Raw genomic sequence first — 20,989 nt, 5'->3', positions numbered from 1 at the left:
GGGAGGGGAAACAAGTATTTTTCACATGTGCATGTAATAACTCTGAAAGTTTTCTAGTGACTCAGGAGACTTAGCGAACGGTGTGATCGTTCCCATTGCCTCTGAAATAGCCAGTTTTGGCGTTTACCGTAAATAAGTATAGCGGGAACGCTGAATCATCCGTTCCTTTAAGCAAGCTGCCTTGGGCATTTGTCGCATAAAAATTGTAATAGCCTTCGCCGTTGACGATCCGCACGCGTTCAAAAGTATAACCACCATCAACCACGTAACCACGGGCAATCGCTGTGGCAATGATTTTTTCTTGGACACCATCTGCCCACACCCAAGCGCTATTGTTTACATCATTCAAATCACTTTGACGGGCTGGAATAATTGGCTGATTATTGGTATTTGTTGGCGTATTTGGCGAAAGCACATACTCTTCTTCAGACGTGCTTTGTGCAGGCGTCGCAGCGCTTGTAGAACCGCCGCTTGAAGCGGAAGCGGTGTTCTCAGAAGCCGCCGCTTGTGCTGCTTCTTGGGCCGCTTGTTGTTGTGCCGCTGCTTCTTGCGTAGCGGTTTCACGCTTCGTCAACGCAGTATCGACTTTGCGCAGATCAGCAGTGAGACTTTCCACCAATGAATCGATCGGTAAAGCTTGGACTTTTTTCATCAAGGCATTGTAGTTCTCACGGGTGACACTTGCAGGTGCTTCACCATCACCACTTAAAGCCACCATGCTCTTCACCGCATTTTGAACTTCCTCGATCGCACTGAACTCTTTTTGTCCCATGTCGATGGCTTGATTGATCAACTCATCAAAGGCATCCCCGTTCTCACGCTTCGCCATTGTGACGGCAGCCGCTTCTTTCAATGAGACTTCTTCCAATTGATCTTCCACAACGGCAGGACTGCTAAAATAGCTGTTGATCTCGGTCAAAGTTGCTAGTTTGTCAGCGATCGTCGCAGCTTCTTGTGACAAGGCATCGTACCGTTCATGGTCTTGAAACTCTGCCAACTGATTCGTCACAGCCGTCAGCTGTTCTGATGTTTTGTCGTTTTTAATGAACACTCGTTCATCATTTGTATAAAAATCATTCAGCTCATTTTCAATTTGATCGAGTGTACGGTTTTCCTGCGCCAGTTGCGTTTCTCGGGCTGTTTCTTGTTGCTGCTGTTGATAGTAATACGCCCAACCGCCACCAGCTGCCACTAATAAACAAGCCGCTGTAATATAGAGTGCTTTGCGAGGACTCTTCTTTTTTTCGCTAGGCGTCGACGTTTTTTCTTCAGTAGTCGCCTTTTTCGGTGCTTCATCCGCTGCGGTGATCGGCTCAGGAATTGGATCGATCACTGGTTCTGGCTGCTTCTTCGCTTCTTCAATGACTGGATCCGTCACTGGTTCATCTTCGCTTATCAGTAGAGGTTCCTCACTGGCTTGTTCCTGACTTTCTTCTTCAGTAGCAGACAAATCATCAGTGGCGGCTTCTGCTTCTAGAGCAGCGGCTTTTTCTTCTTCATCAAGTTTGTGTTGGCGGATATAAGCAGCCAAAATATCAGCGTCATGCTGTTCCTCCGTACTTAATGCATCGGTTTCACTTGCTTCCTCACTGGCTGATGTCGCATGCTCTTGCGTTGCGCTAGAACTTTCTACTTCCGTTTTTTCCTCAGCTTCTTTCTTAGAGGCTGATGTGGGGGTTACATGTTGCTCATCGGAAAAAGTCCCTTGCTGCGCGAGGTCGATCGTTTCTTCATTTGAGGATGGCCGATCACCTAAGTGCTCCTCCATTTTTCCGATCGGGACGTTTTTAAAGTCTGACCAGCGAATATCATCATTTTTATTCTGTGGCTCTTCTGGCGTAACGGAAGAGTCAGATGTTGGTTCCAGTTCATTCTCCTTTGCCTGGTTCCATTGGAACCCGCAATTGGGACAAACGGGTGTTTCTTCTATTGCTTGAAATCCACATTCAGGACATGTCTTCTTCATTGATTCAAACTGACTCCTTTTGTTTTTTGCATTTCCTTTTATGAAGCAGTCGCCTCTTTCATCAGACGCTTGCTGTACCTACTGCTTCTTTTTTTAGACCAGCAAATAATGGGTCTTTTTTGACACTTCGTTGTTTGTTACGTTTTGATGCAGATGCACAAAATTAAATTTATCACATTCTTGGCAATTAGCCAACACTTGCTTGGTTACGTTTTTATTAAGTTCTTTACCAATCTTGTGTCGAGAGGACAGAATCTGAATAAAAAAGACTTTCCAAAGGGTTCCTTTGGAAAGTCGATAAACCTTGATTATTCTAAGAAATCTTTCAATTGTTTTGAACGAGATGGATGGCGTAGTTTCCGTAATGCTTTTGCTTCGATCTGACGAATCCGTTCTCTCGTTACCCCAAAGACTTTGCCGACTTCTTCTAATGTCCGAGTACGACCATCATCGATTCCGAAACGCAAGCGCAGCACGTTTTCTTCACGGTCAGTCAACGTATCCAGTACATCTTCTAGCTGCTCTTTCAACAGCTCATAAGCCGCATGCTCTGCTGGACTTGTGGCATCTTGGTCTTCAATAAAATCACCTAGATGAGAATCGTCTTCTTCACCGATCGGTGTTTCTAATGAAACAGGTTCTTGAGCGATCTTCAAGATTTCACGAACTTTTTCCGTCGGCAGATCCATTTCTGCGCCGATTTCTTCTGGTGTCGGTTCGCGCCCTAAGTCTTGCAGCAATTGCCGTTGAATACGGATCAATTTGTTGATGGTTTCCACCATATGCACAGGAATACGAATGGTTCGCGCTTGGTCAGCGATCGCACGGGTGATCGCTTGACGGATCCACCAGGTCGCATAGGTCGAGAATTTGAACCCTTTGCGGTAGTCGAATTTCTCAACGGCTTTCATCAAGCCCATGTTTCCTTCTTGGATCAAATCAAGGAATTGCATTCCTCGACCCACATAACGTTTGGCAATACTAACGACCAAACGTAGGTTGGCTTCTGCCAAACGCTGTTTTGCCTCTTGATCGCCTTCTTCGATTTTCAGTGCGAGCGCCACTTCTTCTTCTGCGGTCAATAACGGCACACGACCGATTTCTTTCAAGTACATCCGAACGGGGTCATTGATTTTCACACCAGTTGGTGCAGACAGATCTTCTTGAGGTTGTGTTTCTTGTCGTTTTTCATTGCTCTTTAGACTATGGACTGAAGGCTCTCCATTTTCATCCACGACACTGATGCCTGAATCCTCCAGTTTTTGAATTAATTTGTCCATTGCATCAGCATCCAAAGTATACGGCGTTGCTAAACGATTCGTAATGTCATCGTAAACAACTTGCCCCTTTGTTTTGTTTTCTCGGATGTATTCGGCAACTGCTTTGTCATACGTTTTTTTTGTTTCTTCTGCCATGAAAGAAAGCCCCTTTCAGTTCGCTATTTAGCTTGTTTCAACCGTTTGGTCAAATCAATGATTTCGATCGCAAGTTCAAGTTCTAATTGCTGGTTTCCTTTTTGTCTTGCTTCTTGCTGCTGGATTCGTTTTTGATTGATTTCTTCAGCAATGCCCGACTTTTGAAATACCTGCAGAATGTCCTGAAATTCTTGTTCAGTCCCTTCCTCAGAAGCTTTAAGATCTGCAATATCGATCACCATTTTTTTCATTGAATCTTCTTTTAAAAAATCTAAGAACTTTGCTAAAACAAAGTGTTCTTCTGTTTCCATATACGCATCAAACAGCAGATAAAGCTGTTGGTAACGATCATGGATAAAGGATATGCCACTCGCTCGAAAGCGATGGTTTAACGTACTGTCATGAAACAAACGGTACAATAATAATTCTTGTGCTTTTTCTACCTGTGTTTTGGGCTGTTGCCGCGTTGGCGGCGTAAAGACCATAGGATTATTGGTTGTTGGCGCTGGCGGCGGTGCATCTTGCCGCGGCTGCTGCTCTTGCCGGTTTTGCTTGAGCTGCTGCTGCAAGGTCTCACGGCTCAAGTTGAACTCTGTGGACAACTGAGTCAAATAACGGTCTTGCTCCAGCAAAGAATCCACCCGCTGTAATTCTTTTAATACTACTTGGACATAATCTAGCTGCTCTTTCTCATTGGCCAAATTTCGATTCGCTCGATGGTAATCCATTTTGAAAGCAAAGACGGTTTCTTTCCCATGTACAGCTAATTTATAAAAAGCTTCTGTCCCATATTTGCGCAAATAGTCATCTGGGTCCATCCGTTCCGGCACTCGAACCACAGATAATTTCAAGCGGCTATTGTTTTGCAAAAGATCGATCCCACGGTTCGTGGCTTCAACCCCTGCACTATCTCCATCGTAACAAAGAATCACTTCTTGTGCCACTCGCTCGATGTGGGCGATCTGCTGATTGGTCAGGCTGGTCCCCATCGAGGCGATCCCATTTTCGATCCCTGCTTGCCAAGCGGCGATCACGTCCATAAATCCTTCAAATAAATACACTTGGCCATCTTTACGCATCGCTCGTCGCGCTTTGTCAAAGTTGAAAAGAACCTCGCGTTTATTGAAAAGAATCGTTTCAGGACTATTTAAATATTTTGGTTGGTCTTGATCACCGACTTTTTCGCTTGCTAACCAACGACCAGAAAAACCAATCGTTTTTCCCTGAGGATTGCGGATCGGAAACATGATTCGCTGGTAAAAGCGATCCGCCAGTGAGCCATCGTTGCGCTGAACAAAGAGTCCTGTATCAGGAAAAAACTCTGCTTTGGCTTTTTCATTCAAAAAAACTTTCTCCAAAAACGAGCGTTCATTCGGTGCAAAGCCAATATTGAACTCTTCGATCAGTGCCATCGTCAAGCCACGATCTAATAAATAATCAAGCGCTTCTTGTCCAGCAGCCGTATTCACCAACATGTGATGATAGACTTCGGCGGCTTTTTCATGTAACGCAATCAATTGACTCGTTTGTGAGGTCGCTTCATTGATGCCTTCAGACTGCTGATATTGCGGATCAAGAGGAATATCGTTCATTTCTGCTACTTTGACGACTGCTTCTGGAAAACTGATCCCTTCAAGCTCCTGTAAGAAACCATACACATTTCCACCACGACCACAACCAAAGCAATGAAAAATTTGTTTGTCCTCTGCAACGGAAAAAGAAGGTGATTTTTCATTATGGAACGGACACAAACCAAAATAATTTTTTCCAGACTTCTTTAACTGGACATACTGTCCCACGATATCGACGATATTGCTACGTTCGCGAATGTCGTCAATGACCGTTTGAGGAATTCGTGCCATCCACTCACCTCCATTTGGTAAGTATTCATCGGTTTACTAGGTAAAAAAACGCACTAATAGATATCAGTGCGAAGAATAATTAGACAGAATCACTCATAATGATTTTACCATATTTTATTTGTATTTCAAGCTTTTTTGTTTCACTTATTTTACAACGCTTATGAAAAGAAACGCGCCGTAACATTGATCTTCCATTGATTCATTTTTATTAAATCAGCGTAGAATAAATTGCCGCCGTTATGATACAAGTGACCACCATTATAAAAAACGGATTGGATGCCCCAATAACGATAGGTTTGTTCTGTATCATTGCCTAACAACGGGGATAAAACCTCTCTGGAATATGTTTCTGCTAATTCTAAGGTGTTCATGCCACCCCGTTCAGCGACATAATCAATATAATCTGTCCCAAAATTATAAGCCTGGACTGCGGTCCAAAGATCACAGTTCATTTGCTCGGCTTTTTCGATCAACTCGGCTAAATAAGAAACCCCTTGTTCGATGCTTTGTTCTGGCGTATCAAATTGATTTTGTTTTCCATATACACTTTCAGAACTTTGCATCGGGTCATTGCCTTGTCCTTTTGACTCCGTCAGCATGATACTCATTGCTAAAGACTGATATTCAGAGATGTCGTGGGCTTGTGTCTGCTGTGCGATTTCCTCTTCATACGCATAGACAGCTTTCAATGCCGTGTAATTTCGATAGCCCCAAACCCCTGCTCCGATCAGCAGCAGCAAGAGCGCAAGCTTCAGTACAAATCCTAGGAAACGTCGAATTTTTCTCATCAAATACATCCCATCTTTTCTAAGTCAGAATCTATCGTACTATGAAATGAACAGGCTGACTAGAATTTTTTCTCTCCTAAAAAATCCTTAATAAAATCACAAGATTATTTAGAAAAAAACAAGCAATCCTAAGCTGATGGAGGGATTGTTGATGGTTTGACATGAAAAAAGGAAACAGTGCTCCTTCAGATAATGGAAGCACTGTTTCACTATTTTTTATTTTTCGATCGTGGTCACGATACCAGAACCAACTGTTCGTCCACCTTCACGAATGGAGAAGGTCGTTCCATTTTCTACAGCGATCGGATGGATCAATTCCACATCGATCGTTACGTTGTCACCAGGCATCACCATTTCCGTTCCTTCTGGTAAAACGATATTCCCAGTTACGTCCGTTGTACGGAAGTAAAATTGTGGGCGATAGTTATTAAAGAATGGGGTATGGCGACCGCCTTCTTCCTTCGTCAACACATAGACTTCTGCTTGGAATTTCGTATGTGGTGTGATGGAACCTGGTTTTGCTAACACTTGGCCACGTTCAATTTCATCACGGGTGATCCCCCGTAACAATACCCCTACGTTATCGCCAGCTTCGCCAAAGTCCATCGTTTTGCGAAACATTTCTACCCCAGTGACAATTGCTTTTTGTGTTTCAGGTTTGATTCCGACGATCTCTACTTCATCCCCGACTTTTACCATGCCACGATCAATCCGACCAGAAGCAACGGTTCCCCGTCCTGTAATCGAAAAGACATCTTCGATTGGTAACAATAATGGTTTGTCTGTATCACGTTCAGGCGTTGGGATATATTCATCTACTGTATCCATCAGCGTTAAGATCGCTGCTTCAGCATCTGGGTCCCCTTCCAAGGCTTTTAACGCAGAGCCCTTGATCACAGGAATGTCGTCGCCAGGAAAATCATATTCAGTCAGCAATTCTCTGACTTCCATTTCAACTAAATCGATCAACTCGTCATCATCGACAAGGTCCGTCTTATTCAAAAAGACGATCAAATGTTTCACACCCACTTGACGAGAAAGCAAAATATGCTCCCGTGTTTGTGGCATTGGGCCATCTGTCGCTGATACGACCAAGATTGCACCGTCCATTTGAGCAGCCCCTGTAATCATATTTTTCACATAATCCGCGTGTCCCGGTGCATCGATATGGGCATAGTGCCGTTTTTCCGTTTCATATTCCACATGAGCAGTATTGATGGTGATACCACGTTCGCGTTCCTCAGGAGCCGCGTCGATACTTGCGTAATCTTGCGGATTGGCAAGTCCTTTTTTCCCAAGAACTGTGGTAATAGCAGCAGTCAAGGTTGTTTTCCCATGGTCGACGTGTCCTATCGTTCCGATATTAACATGGGGTTTGCTACGATCATAATGTTGTTTTGCCATATTGTTTCCCTCCTAGAGAAAGTTGAGTCGTTGGTTGACTCGAATCATATTTTTGCGATTTACGCTTCCAAAGAGATAAGGATTAACTTATTTTTTGTAAGTTTAAATCTACCCTTATTATAGGTCAAAATTAGTCAAAGTCAAGCAAGAGGACTCGGCAGCTAATCCCTAAGAATTTCTTTGCTTTTTGTGATCCATTGGACGCAAGCCTAGTTTTTATGAATAATAGAAGATGAGGTGAGAAATGTGAAGAAAATCATTGCAGCGCTGGTTTTTACAGCAATTTTTCTTGGCGGCTGCTTCCTTACTTATGACTATTACTATGGTGGAAGTGACTACTATACAGTTATCAACGATGCGGGGGAACACGATACCGAAGTCAGTGAAGAGGGGGTCGTTGAAAACATCTATCGTTATACACAAACAGCCTACAGCGCCTCTGGTGACGTCAAAACGGTCAAAATGAATGAACACCGTTCCGCTCCTTTGAAAGAAGGCGCCTATTTGAAACTATTGGTCAATCCAAACAAAGGCGTTATAAGCTGGGAAGAAGTTTCTGAAGAAGACGTTCCTCAAGCGGCTCTTGAAAAGTTGACCCCTCAATAATTGCTGCTGTCGATCAAGCAAGCGTCTGTAAAAAAGCAGGGCGTCCTCTTTCTAAATGAGGACGCCCTGCTTTTTGTGCTCTATAATTTATGGGCCTGATGAATCAGAATTGATTCTTCAGCTCCATTTTCATTATTGACAAAGAGCCGCTTTTTTGTACTTGTTCTGCCATCGTCTGCTTAGAAACAGCTCTTGTTACATCCGATTAATCACTTCTTCTACATTTTTGATCGTTACGGAAATCGTGCCATCGGGATTATTGATAAATTCGATCAAATTCGGATCTCGGTAAACATCCAAAGGAACGATCAATTCGATTCCATTCGATAATTTTAGTTTTTGCTTACCAAATTTTTTCTCCGAGATCTCACGAACATCCCGCATCATCGGTGCTTGATTGACGAATCCTTTTTCAACCACTTCTTCTTGAAATGAAAGCTGAGCAGTAATATTGTCTTTAAAGACTTTTTGCGCCACTTCACTCACATCGATATGACCAGACTCTTCGATCGTGTCGTAGACCGCTTCTTTCAAATCGGCAACAACGTTATAGGTGGGTGTTTCAAATTTCTGACCAATTTTTTCGGCTACTTTTTTGATGACTTTGACATTTTCTTCTAAAGATGGGATCGGTTCGGCATCAATGACTTTTGTTGAAAAGTAGGCGTATTTTTCACCTGAAAAGCTATATTTCTTTTCAATCAGTTCAAAGTCTAAGCTCTCCACATCGATCGTGATCCCTTCATCTGCCTTTTGGGTTTTACCTGCTAGTAAGGCACGATGCAAAATCAAATTATTTTCGATCCCAGCCTCCCCATTATCAATAAAATGCGTATAGCCATCTTGATAATTGACCTTCAAAAAAGCCAGCTGCATTCTTGTATCTAATTCATATAAGACGACAAACGCATCCGCACTTGGCGCATCTTCACTTTCCTTGTACGCTTCATACCAGCGTTGCACGATCGATTCACTGGCTGCGATAAAGTCGTCTGGTGCTTGTTTGACCAATTGAGCGATCGTTGAAGTTTCGAGTAAACGACCTGTTTTGGTTTGCGGTGTAGCAAGTTTCTGTATTTTCTTCGTCAAATAATCACGAATGTATTCCGTTGTTAAATCAAGTTCAACTTGAGAAAAAACTGGATCGCCTGTTTGACGGTCCACAATGTGTAAAATCGCATGTTTCAAATAAATATCCATTGGTTACGCTCCTTATCCATTTGTCTAGTGTACAAAATAAATAGGCGAACTGACAAGAGCGAATCGGCATTTTCCTTCAACATTCGCTTTCTTTTTAAAAGGTGCAATCATTGGAAATTCCTGCCTCGTCTGCTAAACTAGAAGTATCACAGAAAACGGAGGAATGAACATGAACAGCTATACGTTATCAAACAATGTGACCATCCCTGAGCTAGGCTTTGGCACATGGCAAACACCAGACGGCGACGTTGCCGTAGCATCAGTCAAAAAAGCACTAGAAGTAGGTTACCGCCATATTGATACAGCACAAGGCTATAAAAACGAAGCCAGTGTTGGTCAAGCGATCAAAGAAAGCGGCATTCCCCGCGAAGAGCTTTTCTTGACTACAAAATTATGGAATGCGAACCATTCTTATGATCTTGTGATGTCCTCTTTTGAAGAATCTTTAGAAAAATTACAAACAGACTATATCGATCTTTTCTTGATCCATTGGCCAAATCCAGTGGCTTTTCGCGACAATTGGCAAACAGCGAACGCAGAAACATGGCGTGCTTTTGAAGAGTTGTATCAAGCAGGCAAAATCAAAGCGATCGGCGTCAGCAACTTCTTACCACATCATTTTGAAGAATTGAAAAAAACAGCGACTATCTTCCCAATGGTCAATCAAATTTTCCTTGCACCTGGCGAGTTACAAGAAGAAGTCGTGACTTATTCCCAAGAACACGATGTATTGCTTGAAGCATACAGCCCATTAGGTACTGGGAAGATCTTTGATGTACCAGAAATGAAAACATTAGCTGAAAAGCATCAAAAATCAATCGCTCAAGTTGCATTACGCTGGTCTTTACAACATGGTTTCTTGCCATTACCAAAATCAGTCACACCAAGTCGGATCGAAGAAAACATTCACGTCTTTGATTTTGAGCTATCTGAAGAGGACATGAAAACGATCGATCAATTAGATGGTGTGGTTGGGAAAGCGACCAATCCAGATACGACAGGGTTTTAATTTCACTCTCTATAAAGGAGAAGCCTATGAAAAAAACTGATTTGAATCATCTCTCCCCTGCTGTTCAAAAAGCCTTACATGCTGATTTTGTTTTTCTCGTTTGGCCAGACAAAGTCCAACACTTTCCAGCACGTCAATGGACGACCAGCGACTATCAGCAGATGCTGACCGAGAAACTTACTGGGGAACCACGCTTTTTTCTTTGGGAAAACTACTTAGTCGCAACTGGAGAAAATGACCTTTTGGTCCTGATGCCCAAGTACCATCAAATCAATGATCTAGTAGAAACACCAGCGCCGCTTTTTTAGCAGCGTTGGTGTTTTTTCAGGAAGTATATAAATTTTTTTGTATTTTTTCATGAGAATCACTGTTCTTTTCTGCAAATTTTCCTTATAATCGATAGTGATCGAGAGGAGAAGATTATGAAAAAGAAACAATTAGCAAAATTGAAACAACAATTCCGCCCGTCTTATGAAACAGCTCGACAACAGTTGTTTACAGCGATCGAGCGCAAAACAGCAGATAAGTTTGACCTTCCGACGACTGTGTATATCAATCCTAAAAACCAAGAGGAATTATTGATTGAATTGTTGAAGGAAACGCCAAAAGAACAAAAAATCGCTGTTCCTTTAGATGAGAACTTCAAGATCGTCGTGAAACGAATCCAACGCTTAGAAGCTGGTTTGCTTGATCGTTTCAGCGATAACTTAGTCGATGAGATCGCTGCTTACTGGTTGCCGACCAATCCGCAAGAAAGTACGGCACCCGCTCCTGCAAAAGAACCAGCGAAAGTGAAGGAAGAATCAACACCAGCTGAAGCGGCTGCACCGACTACCTCTGCATCAACTAAAGAAGTAGAAAAAGCAACTGAAACAATGGCTGATACTGCTGACAACACAATGACTTTTTCAGCATTTGCTGAAAAAATCGCAGCATTCCCTAAATTTTCTGCCAAACAATCTTCAGGAGAAACGATCGTGATCGAAGCTTCCCCGAAAGAAGATCGTGTTCTAGCAACGATTTCTGAAACAGAAAGTGATACTTTTACCATCGAAACTGCGCTAGAGCGCAAATACAAAGTAAAATTAGAAGTCATTCCATTGATCGAGGCGTATGCCCACACGGCGATTTCGAAACGATAAAAAACTGGGAGAATGGTTCATTCTCCCAGTTTTTTATAACCCGACGATGTGAATAAAAATATAGCTGATTGATTTTTACTCTTTGCTTAAAATCAGTAAGGATTACCACAATTTATTAAATTTGTCCTTCTCCACAAACGAAATTAATGGGATACTTTAGTATTCCTTTGCTTCTTTTGCGTCAATCCTTCTTCCTTAAACACTAGCTTCTCTTCCTTCTTCAATAAACTGAAGTACTCTGCCAAGATTTGCGGTGACTCTGAAAATAAAAGCGAGAAGCGGCTATTTTTGCTTTTATAAAAGGTTACAAAAGTTTGATTATTTACTGTTTGTTCAATCTCTATTGCGGTATATTGATCATATTCACCTTTTAAAACACCCAGTTTGATCAGCTGATCTGCTCCTAAGCCTTCTTTTGAAAAACCAACTAAACAGACTAAGCCGATCAGTGCAAACAATTTCAACTGGTCACTCAACTGATCTGGCAAAAAAATGACGAAAAGAAGCGCAGACAGAATGAAAGCAGTTGCCTTTTTTATAAAGCTCGCTTTTGCCTGCAAAAGAATTTTGCGCTGCTCTTTGAGTTGCATCACTAACAGAACGAGTAAAAATAAGTTGATCATAATTGCTTCCGCCATGAATAACTTCCTTTCAGACTACCATTCTGCAATAGTGCCATCATAGTTCTTCCATTTAGGATTGGTCCAAACCAACCCTTCTTGTGAAATATCTCTAACTCTATCTTCATCCATCTCCAACCCTAAACCGGGCTTACTTGGTAATTCTACATAGCCATCCTTATACTGAAATACTTCTTTGTTTTTCACAAAATCTAACAGATCAAAGCCTTTATTGTAATGGATTCCTAAGCTTTGCTCTTGAATAAAAACATTTGGGGTACAAGAATCAACTTGCAGTGTTGCTGCTAAAGCAACGGGACCATATGGTGCGTGCGGGGCAACAGCCACGTCATAAGCTTCAGCCATGGCAGCTATTTTTCGCATTTCCATGATCCCTCCACATAATGCCACATCAGGCTGGATCACATCTATTGCTCCTTGCTGAAAAAGTGTTTTAAACTGCCAGCGAGTATACAGTCTCTCCCCAGTGGCTAAAGGCGTTGCCACAAGCTGGGCAACTTCTTTAAAATGTTCCTCATTCTCAGGAAGAACAACTTCTTCTAAAAACATTGGATGATAAGGTTCTAATGCCTTCGCTAAAACTTTTGCCATCGGCTTGTGGACTCTCCCATGAAAATCAATTCCAATATCCAATTTATTACCAAAGCGTTCCCTAATCGAAGCGACACGTTCCACCACTTCCTCTATCTTTACATAAGAGTCAATATAGTGCAGTTCCTCTGTTGCGTTCATTTTAACTGCAGTAAACCCACGGTCAACACGATCTTGTGCTTGCTCTGCGACATCATCCGGACGATCACCGCCGATCCAAGAATATACTTTGATTCTGTCACGAGCAGCACCGCCTAATAGTTCGTAGATAGGAACATTCAATGCTTTTCCTTTAATATCCCACAAAGCCATCTCTAGACCAGAAACGATTGTTCCATGTATGGGACCGCCACGAAAGAAAGATCGGTGCATTTCTTGGAACAATCGCTCAATCTCAAACGGGTTTTGTCCTAACAGAAATCTTTCCCCTACCTCATAAGCTCCTGCAACAACTGTTTCGGTTTTTGTTCCAGAAATCATCTCTCCCCAGCCATCGATTCCTTCATCTGTTGACAATTTTACAAAAATCCAGCGGGGTTTTACTTTATATACTGTAATTTTAGAAATTTTCAAAACAATCTACTCCTCTTTTTCGACAATATTTTATTCAATTGCTGCTTCACGATTAATTTTTTTGATTCCTTCAAAGAAATACCATACACCGCCAAATCCTAGAAGAAGAACTGGAATACCAATCATCGGTTCATAGGTGAATGCAATGAAAACCAGGTAACTTTGAATCATTGAAGTTGCTGCAAAAGAAGAAATAAGCATGGCACTGGACCCAAGATCAATCCCTACCTGTTTGGCTATTTCGGTTAGAATAGGTGAAGTGACTGTTCCACACCAAAGCAAAGAGGCTGTGACAACTAAACCGATAATAATGTTTTTCAGCAAGTTTCCTCTAGTCAATGCAACAACCATTGCTACTCGAAATGGAACTACAGCTAAATCGGCAAATGGTAACACACGATTTCCGGGTAAGACCAAAGCCATAGCAATTGTTAAAGGAATAATAATCAGTGCAGTTGTTATAACATCTGGATTGCCCACAACAACCGCTGCATCTAGTCCAATAAATAAACGGCGACCTTTAAATTTCTTTTGAGACCATTTTTGCGCTGCGTCTGAAATAGGCATTAATCCTTCCATAAAAAGAGAGGTCATTTTTGGTATCAGAACAAGGACAGCAGACATAATAACCCCTAATTGAAGAATCTGAGTGATATCATAGCCAGCTAAAAAGCCGATTGCGATACCTATGACACCGCCCATAATCATAGAGTCCCCAAAGAAGCCCAAATATTTTTGTGCATCCTTAATGGTAAACTTGGAATTTCGAAAAAGAGGAATGCGGTCTAAAAGCCAGTTTAACGGCCATGCAATTACTAAAGAAGATAAGGCTGAAACCGTGGGTAATGAAACCCCTGGAATTCCAAAAAAATCTTCAACCAAAGGCTGTGACCAATCAGACATTTTAAATGTGACAATTGCCATTACAACTGATGCGCCCACACCTAACGCTACGTTCTTAGTCACAAAATAAACCATTACACCAACAATAGCCATATGATGATAATTCCAAATATCAACATCCAACGTTTGAGTTCTTATGAGAACCAACAAGATGATATTAACGATCAATATAGCAAATATAAGCAGTGCAATAATTGGAGATGCCCAAGTAACCGCCGCGATTGAGCCCCATCCTACGTCCAAGGCATCCAGCTGTACGCCGGTCCGCTCTACCATAGCACGGGCTGCTGGTCCGACATTGGTTGTCATAAAATCCAGAATCAGACGAATCCCTGCAAATCCGATTCCTAGTGTTAGCCCAGACTTAAATGCTCTTGAGATTTTCAAACCGAAAATCATGCCGATAATTGTAATAATGACAGGAAGCATCACTGTAGGACCAGCGTCAATAAAGAAATTGAATACATTCATTACATAATTCATTCTTTTTTCTCCTTAAATTTTTTATTTTAAATAATTCAAAATTTCTTCCATAGTTTGTTCAGAACCAATTCCCGTTAAAATAGGCATTCCCTTTACCACAGGAACTTCACCAGTCTGACCTTCAAATTGACCAGTTGTCACTAACAAGTCATAGTCTTGAACTTTACTAGGTACTTCCATCAGTTTGGTTTGGGTTGTGGAAGCCTCAACTCCATGTTCATTCAGATAATCCTTCACTTTTGATGCTACTACGGTTGAAGTCGCAATCCCATTCCCACAAGCAATTAAAATTCTTTTCATTTTCATTTCCTCCTATTTTTTAGGCTATCGCCTTTTTTAATAATGTCAGCAATTTTAGATCCGAATTCGCCGCCGTCATTTGTTCACGAAGTGGCTCATCTTGAATAATACTGACAATCTTTTGTAACATCTCCACTTGGCCGTGCGGTTCACCGATGGCCATCATGATAACGATTTTAGTAGGTAAAATGACTTGATTATCTTCCATATTGCGAAACCCTACAGCTGTTTCTAAGGTTGCAATCGCCAAAGTTGTTTGATTGACCAAATCAAAATTTGCATGAGGAATTGCTACGCCGGGCTGTGTCGAAGGTAAACCGGTTGGATATTCGGACTCGCGTAACTGTATTGCTTCGATATAATCTTCTTTGACATAGCCTCGTTGGTATAGTTCATTCGCTAAAAAAGCAAGGACTTCTTTATCACTGCCTGCTTTTATATTTCGAAATACTAGTTCTTCGTTCAGTTGCAATTCCATTTGTTTTCCTCCTTAAATCTCTGTCGCTAATTTCTGTAGTGATAGCGCTAGTTTTGCTGGGTCAGCAGCTTGCAAGTCTTGCGATTGAAAAAGATTGGAACCTAAACCAAGATAACTCGCTCCATGGTCAAAATATTCCTTGGCGTTAGAAATCGAAATTCCACCAACACCCATCAAAGGTAGCTTGCCCAATGGAGCTTGCACATCTGTGAAAAAGCGTGGTGTCACAACTGCAGCGGGGAAAACTTTAACGATATCCGCTCCATCTGTAAACATCTCATTGATCTCAGAAGGGCTCATTGCCGCCGGTACTGAGAGCACTTGCTCTTTCCTTGCAAAATCCATTATTTGCTTCGTAAAACGATGGGGACCTAATAAAAAACGAGCCCCAGCTGCGACGGCTTTTTGGGCGTCAGGTAACGTTCTTACTGTTCCTGCCCCAATGAGAATAGTTTCACCAAATAATTTGCTTAACTTGTTGATATGTTCTAGAGCCCCTAAAGTGTTTAATGTGATTTCAACTGCAAACTCTTTCTCAAGCCCACTCATTGCCGTTAAAACTGCATAAGCTTGTTCATATGTGTAACCCCTCATAATAATTGTAAAGCGTGGGTAATCTTCTACTTTCATCGTTTTCCTCCTAAGTCACTTGTCTAATTAGCTGATAAGCTGTTTTCGTATCTGAGCTTTCCTTCAAACGATTTAAAAACGTAGAATCATTACTAATATCTGCTAACTGATTCACAGCTTTCAAATGTTTCGTCAAATCATAAAACGATAATGGATAAATAAAATGGATTTTTTTACCGTTTGGAAAAGCGATTGGCTCAGCAGCAATCAATAGACTTATCCCATCTTTTAACACGCCATTTTGTGGTGCTGTATGCGGGATACACGTTTGACTCCCTAAATACCCAGCGTATCCTTGTTCTTCGATTTGATCCAAACAATCTTGAATAAACAGCTCTGTAATCATCTGATTTTCTAACAAAGGATGGCAAGCAAATTTCACTGCTTGTTGCCAAGTTAGCTTCTCTGACGTTCTTCTTATAAAATCGGGTTTTAAATAATCAGTCAATGATGGTAACGCTTTAAAATTTTCTGAAGGTGAATCTTGCTTTTGCTTCAATAAAAAGTACTCTAACTCTTCCCTTAGTTGCTTCGTATCATTTACTTGAGCATATGTGCGAATCACCGAAAACAACTCATCAACTGAGCGGTCTACTTCATTTAATCCTAACTCTTTTAACACACGGTATCGCAGACTGATCTGCTGCTTATAAGTCATGATAGGATCAATAATAAATTGCGGTAATTCACTGTTTAATGCAGTAGTTGTAAAAACCAAGTCATAATCCGTTCCAAATTTATAAAAATCTCTTACTGAAAATGAAGCTAAAAAATGTAACTCGGGAAATAGTTTTTTTAAATTTTCTCGCATCAGTTTTGAAACCATAACCCCATTTGCACAGACAACTACTGCCCTTGGTAATTGCGCTGCTATTTGACGAGGACTCATTAATTGAAAACCAAAGTAATAAGATAGAAGTGCCAACTCATCATTTGGAAACGCTCGGCCTAACCAGTTTTCTGTGGGAACAATCAGCTCCTTCATAAGATCCTTCAAAATTGCATGGTTGCTATCTTGAACTAAGCTATCAAGGGAGTACATGCCCAAGCTCAAATTGTATTTTATACGAAAACACGCTGGACGCAGATGGCCCAAAATCCGACGTTCAAATGCCTCTCTATCTTCAATCATAATTAGTGTTTGGTTTTGAAAACTTGTAACCATTTCACTGATCAAACATCTTAATTCACTATCTGAATCAAATACTTGAGTCGTCTTACGTTCAAAAATATTAGATGTTAAAAATAGCAGAGCTAGCCAAGAAAGATAGTTAGGAGACATGCTGGACCAAGGTGTATCTTGAAGCAAAATAGTCAGAACTTTATATTCTGGAGTTTTTCGAATCTCTATTTGTACCATTTCATCTTTTGAAGCAATCGGTGAAGTTGCACGTTGCAAGGTCATTCTTACAGCTGATTGCAGATAATCAATAGATTCATCTGAGTACCTTAAATGAAGCAATTGCTCCATGTTGTGTATCAAATGAACAACCTCTTCTTCGGGAATAGTCGGTGCCAATTTTCCTTTAATATCATCAAGACGAAATAATGAATGCTGATTAATTAAATCAGAGAGCAGTTGTAAGATTCTCCTTTCCAATCCTTGCAGTTGATAACCGCTTTGACGATCATAGTGAATGGACAGGGCGTATTTGCTAACAAACTGCTTCGCTTTCTTTAAATCTTCTTGAATCGTATTGCGACTTACCGATAAGAGCTGTGTAAAATGATCCATACCAATGTAATCGGTATTAGTACATAAATAACTTAACATGATGGCAATCCGCTCATATTCAGAGAAAATAGTAACCATGGCAGAAGAATCTTCTTTATTTTGTTCAAGAGAAATCATTCGTAACACTTCTAAAGGAATAATAAAATCTCCCATATGGTTACGCCTGATTTGAGGCAAACCGTTTTCAAGTAACTCCTCATTAAATTGCTTAATGGAATAATTAATCTGTCTTCTTGTTAAAGAAAGTGATGTGGTTAACTCTGCCATCTTTGTCTCGGGTTTTTTTACCAATCGTGTGAGAATTCTTCGGATCCGTTCATTCATTTGATTCCCTCCTGATGAAATCATTATAGCTTTGATTCTTCGTAAAAAGATGTATAATTGAAAGCGTTTTTTGTCATAGTTGTTTTTTCTTTTTGTCCTAGTAAAACTATGTTTGATAAATCGCTGCTTGGAACCGACAAATAAAAAAAGTCCTCTATCAGCAAAAGTACAGCAAGATTTTTTATCTATTGCATTATTATCTCCAAAACAAAAAAAGGACGAACTCCCTTTAATAAGGGGATTCGACCTTTCCATTTATTGTTTAGGATAAAAAGTTTTAAAAACTAGAGAACCTTTTTTAATTGCGTATTTCGGTTAAAAATTTACGGGCTTGCTCTTGGTTCATTTGAGTCGCAGCTCGTAGCTTAGCTGCCAGCTGTTCAATCTCGGTTCCTTTTGCCCCAACTGAAATAGCTAATGAACGAGCTTGCATGCTCATATGGCCTTGCTGGATACCTTCTGAAACCAATGCCCGCAACGCTGCCAGATTCTGAACCAACCCGACACTTGCCGCCAGCGAAGCTAACTCACTCGCCGTTTCAACACCAGTCAATGCCAACGCCGCTTGGGCTTTTGGCAATACTTTTGTGGCACCCCCGACTGTGGCGATCGCCAACGGCAGTGTGATACTACCAATCAAACGGTCTTCTACGATTGCCCAGGAAGTCAACCCTTGCATGCGGCCATTACGGGCAGCATAGCCATGACAAGCGGCAGAAACGGCGCGAGTGTCGTTTCCGGTAGCCAAAATCAGCGCTTCAACGCCATTCATGATCCCTTTGTTATGGGTAGCGGCACGATATGGATCGATCTTGGCAAAATCAGCTGCATGAACAATTTTTTCGGCAACTTGTCTGCCATTCCCGTTCTTGCACAATTTGTCAAAAGGCACCGAGCAAGTGGCTGTTACTAACGATTCCGTAGCGAGATTGCTTAAAATACTAAAGAGAATTTCTACTTCTGGGAACCATTTGCGAAAAAGCTCTGCCACTCCTTCTAAAATCGAATTGATGATATTGGCGCCCATCGCATCTTTGACATCAACCATTAAATCGATCGACACATAAGCGGTTGCTAAGTCAGATTCTGCTGGCGAGAAGTTCCGACCGATCACTCTTCGCAATCCACCGCCGCGTTTCACGATGGAAGGATACGTCTCATTCGCCACTGCAAAGATCGTTGCTTGCTCGGATTCAACTTTTGCCAAAATCGCTTCCGGATCCTGAACATCCATAAAGACGATCTGGCCTCGAAGCAAACGTTCTTGACTGGTCGTCGTAATGGGCCCAGCCATTTTTGCTCCATTGCTCATCGCTGCGATCACCGAGGGTTCTTCTGTGGCTAACGGGACATTGTATGCTTTGCCATTCACTTGCAGGTTCAGCCCTACGCCTAACGGGATCTCTACTTCACTGATTTGGTTTTCGATCAAGTGATTAGCAGTTTCCTTGTTTAGCGTCATTTCTTGAAAAACCAAGGATTCTGCTGCTGTGATCGCTCCTTGTGCTTCAAGAAAGGCTAATCGTTCATTAGGCGCGAGGGCGTAGAACTTTTTTTTTTCTGTTTTTTCTGATGCCGACTCTTCATCAAAATTCGTTTGACTTGCTGTCGCCGAAGGATTTTCTAACAGCATCGCTAGCCCTAATCCGCCACCGACACACAAAGAGGCGATTCCATAGCGCTCTTGGGTGTCTTTTAGCTGATAAGCGACGGTCGTTGCGATCCGCGCGCCAGTCGCTCCAATGGCATGTCCCAGTGAAATGCCCCCGCCGTATCGGTTGACTTTCTTCGGATCCAAACCAAGTTCACGTTCTACTACGATCGAAGAAGCTGCAAAGGCTTCATTGATCTCAAAAATACCGATATCTTCAATCGTCAGTGCTTGCTTTTTCAGTAACGTATCGATTGCTTTGATTGGTGAGATTCCCATGATCTCTGGGGCGAAACCGACTTCGACGATCTCTTTGATCACTGCCAGATAAGGAATCTGATGCTCTTCACAATAGCTTTTTGACGCGATCAAGACCATGGCCGCCCCATCATTGATGGTTGAGGCGTTCCCAGCAGTCACCGTACCGTCTTTTTTGAAAACTGTTTTTAATTCAGCTAATTTTTCGACTGTCGTAGCGGCGCGAATGCCTTCGTCCTGAAGAACGGTCGCCGATTTTTCAGTCAACGGCACGATCTCTTGATCAAATTTCTTTGCTGCTTGCGCTTTGGCAGCTTTCATTTGGGAGTGGTAGGCAAACTCATCTTGCTCTTTGCGAGTGATCCCGTATCTTTCTGCTACCGTCTCAGCCGTCAGTCCCATCGGCTTGCTACTGAATGCATCTGTTAATCCGTCATGCATCATTGTTGACACCGGAGCTGAATACTGATCTTCCGCCTTGTTATAATAACTAAAGAGCGGCGCATTCGTCATACTTTCAATCCCACCAGTCAATACGACGGATGCCTTGTTCAATTGAATTTGCTCCATCCCCATTAGAATCGCTTTCATTCCCGAACCACATACTTCGTTGATCGTTGAGGCTGGAATATCTGAGGAAAGCCCACTTTGCAAGGAAACTTGGCGTCCTGGATTTTGACCACTGCCTGCTTGTAGCACATTTCCGATAATCACTTGTGCGATATGTTCTTTTGCTTGTTGGTTTCTTGCCAACAAGGCTTTTGCAGCGACTGTTCCTAATTCTACCGCTGTATATTCTTTTAATGACCCATAGTATTTGCCAATTGGCGTTCTTAGTGCGTCGATAATGACAACTTCTTCCACGTACGTCACCTCCTCTTGAAATATATCATTAAATCCTCCAAAAAAGAATACCCCACATTCGGTTGTCGCACCCTTTTCTACTTTCTTTAATAAAGTTTAAATTCTAATCAATTCTTTTTCATTTTTTTCAAAAAATATGATACCTTAGAACGTGTAGCCTACTAAG

Annotated in this window: 18 protein-coding genes; 4 read left to right on the top strand and 14 right to left on the bottom strand. The window is 41.7% G+C overall.

Going from position 1 to position 20,989, the window contains the following annotated elements; all coding sequences use genetic code 11:
• Window positions 1-70: 70 nt before the first annotated feature.
• The 5 genes from IGJ15_RS04815 to tuf all read right to left on the bottom strand — a co-directional run bounded on the left by IGJ15_RS04815 (window position 71) and on the right by tuf (window position 7,435).
• The gene (locus IGJ15_RS04815) at window positions 71-1,966 is read right to left on the bottom strand and encodes a cell division site-positioning protein MapZ family protein (RefSeq protein ID WP_231435156.1); all 1,896 of its coding nucleotides are present in this window, start codon (window positions 1,964-1,966) and stop codon (window positions 71-73) included.
• A 308-nt stretch (window positions 1,967-2,274) separates the two neighbouring features.
• Complete coding sequence (gene rpoD / locus IGJ15_RS04810) at window positions 2,275-3,381, bottom strand: RNA polymerase sigma factor RpoD (RefSeq protein WP_005229298.1); 1,107 nt, start codon at window positions 3,379-3,381, stop codon at window positions 2,275-2,277.
• Window positions 3,382-3,404: 23 nt separating this feature from the next.
• Window positions 3,405-5,243: a DNA primase gene (gene dnaG, locus IGJ15_RS04805; RefSeq protein ID WP_015510081.1), complete on the bottom strand. Its 1,839-nt coding sequence runs from the start codon at window positions 5,241-5,243 to the stop codon at window positions 3,405-3,407.
• Window positions 5,244-5,401: 158 nt separating this feature from the next.
• Window positions 5,402-6,031 (bottom strand): lysozyme family protein, encoded by a 630-nt coding sequence (locus IGJ15_RS04800; RefSeq protein WP_231435157.1) that lies wholly within the window; start codon window positions 6,029-6,031, stop codon window positions 5,402-5,404.
• Window positions 6,032-6,247: 216 nt separating this feature from the next.
• On the bottom strand, window positions 6,248-7,435 hold the full coding sequence (gene tuf, locus IGJ15_RS04795; protein ID WP_231435158.1) for an elongation factor Tu: 1,188 nt from the start codon (window positions 7,433-7,435) through the stop codon (window positions 6,248-6,250).
• A gap of 246 nt (window positions 7,436-7,681) precedes the next feature.
• Here tuf and IGJ15_RS04790 point away from each other — a divergent pair, with 246 nt between their 5' ends.
• Complete coding sequence (locus tag IGJ15_RS04790; protein ID WP_231435159.1) at window positions 7,682-8,041, top strand: YxeA family protein; 360 nt, start codon at window positions 7,682-7,684, stop codon at window positions 8,039-8,041.
• A gap of 195 nt (window positions 8,042-8,236) precedes the next feature.
• Here the strand turns inward: IGJ15_RS04790 and IGJ15_RS04785 are convergent, their stop codons facing one another.
• The gene (locus IGJ15_RS04785) at window positions 8,237-9,241 is read right to left on the bottom strand and encodes a nucleoid-associated protein (protein ID WP_231435160.1); all 1,005 of its coding nucleotides are present in this window, start codon (window positions 9,239-9,241) and stop codon (window positions 8,237-8,239) included.
• 163 nt (window positions 9,242-9,404) lie between these two features.
• On the opposite strand from IGJ15_RS04785, the gene IGJ15_RS04780 reads away from it, so the two are divergent.
• The 3 genes from IGJ15_RS04780 (at window position 9,405) to IGJ15_RS04770 (ending at window position 11,392) form a co-directional block, all read left to right on the top strand.
• Entirely contained in the window at window positions 9,405-10,250 is an 846-nt protein-coding gene (locus IGJ15_RS04780) for an aldo/keto reductase (protein ID WP_376717225.1), read from the top strand.
• Between the two features lie 26 nt (window positions 10,251-10,276).
• Window positions 10,277-10,558 (top strand): hypothetical protein, encoded by a 282-nt coding sequence (locus tag IGJ15_RS04775; protein WP_015510084.1) that lies wholly within the window; start codon window positions 10,277-10,279, stop codon window positions 10,556-10,558.
• Between the two features lie 114 nt (window positions 10,559-10,672).
• Complete coding sequence (locus tag IGJ15_RS04770; RefSeq protein ID WP_231435162.1) at window positions 10,673-11,392, top strand: hypothetical protein; 720 nt, start codon at window positions 10,673-10,675, stop codon at window positions 11,390-11,392.
• A gap of 143 nt (window positions 11,393-11,535) precedes the next feature.
• Here the strand turns inward: IGJ15_RS04770 and IGJ15_RS04765 are convergent, their stop codons facing one another.
• From IGJ15_RS04765 to IGJ15_RS04730, 8 genes are all read right to left on the bottom strand, one after another.
• Window positions 11,536-11,982 carry a hypothetical protein gene (locus IGJ15_RS04765; RefSeq protein WP_270792503.1) on the bottom strand — a complete coding sequence of 149 codons (447 nt, stop codon included), beginning with the start codon at window positions 11,980-11,982 and terminating at the stop codon, window positions 11,536-11,538.
• A 66-nt stretch (window positions 11,983-12,048) separates the two neighbouring features.
• Complete coding sequence (dgoD, locus tag IGJ15_RS04760) at window positions 12,049-13,197, bottom strand: galactonate dehydratase (protein WP_060792348.1); 1,149 nt, start codon at window positions 13,195-13,197, stop codon at window positions 12,049-12,051.
• A 30-nt stretch (window positions 13,198-13,227) separates the two neighbouring features.
• Complete coding sequence (locus tag IGJ15_RS04755) at window positions 13,228-14,583, bottom strand: PTS galactitol transporter subunit IIC (protein WP_231435164.1); 1,356 nt, start codon at window positions 14,581-14,583, stop codon at window positions 13,228-13,230.
• Between the two features lie 21 nt (window positions 14,584-14,604).
• Entirely contained in the window at window positions 14,605-14,883 is a 279-nt protein-coding gene (locus tag IGJ15_RS04750; protein ID WP_005229267.1) for a PTS sugar transporter subunit IIB, read from the bottom strand.
• A gap of 19 nt (window positions 14,884-14,902) precedes the next feature.
• Entirely contained in the window at window positions 14,903-15,361 is a 459-nt protein-coding gene (locus IGJ15_RS04745) for a PTS sugar transporter subunit IIA (RefSeq protein ID WP_005229265.1), read from the bottom strand.
• A 12-nt stretch (window positions 15,362-15,373) separates the two neighbouring features.
• Complete coding sequence (locus IGJ15_RS04740) at window positions 15,374-15,991, bottom strand: bifunctional 4-hydroxy-2-oxoglutarate aldolase/2-dehydro-3-deoxy-phosphogluconate aldolase (RefSeq protein WP_060792350.1); 618 nt, start codon at window positions 15,989-15,991, stop codon at window positions 15,374-15,376.
• A 10-nt stretch (window positions 15,992-16,001) separates the two neighbouring features.
• Window positions 16,002-18,050 (bottom strand): BglG family transcription antiterminator, encoded by a 2,049-nt coding sequence (locus IGJ15_RS04735; protein WP_231435165.1) that lies wholly within the window; start codon window positions 18,048-18,050, stop codon window positions 16,002-16,004.
• Between the two features lie 298 nt (window positions 18,051-18,348).
• Window positions 18,349-20,823 (bottom strand): hydroxymethylglutaryl-CoA reductase, degradative, encoded by a 2,475-nt coding sequence (locus tag IGJ15_RS04730; protein ID WP_231473489.1) that lies wholly within the window; start codon window positions 20,821-20,823, stop codon window positions 18,349-18,351.
• Between the last annotated feature and the right edge of the window lie 166 nt (window positions 20,824-20,989).

The organism is Enterococcus sp. AZ079 (assembly GCF_050547255.1).
In the GTDB taxonomy this organism is placed as follows: Bacteria; Bacillota; Bacilli; order Lactobacillales; family Enterococcaceae; genus Enterococcus_D; species Enterococcus_D casseliflavus.
The sequence above is the reverse complement of the archived record's forward strand: the minus strand, read 5'-3'. Positions and strand labels throughout refer to the sequence as shown.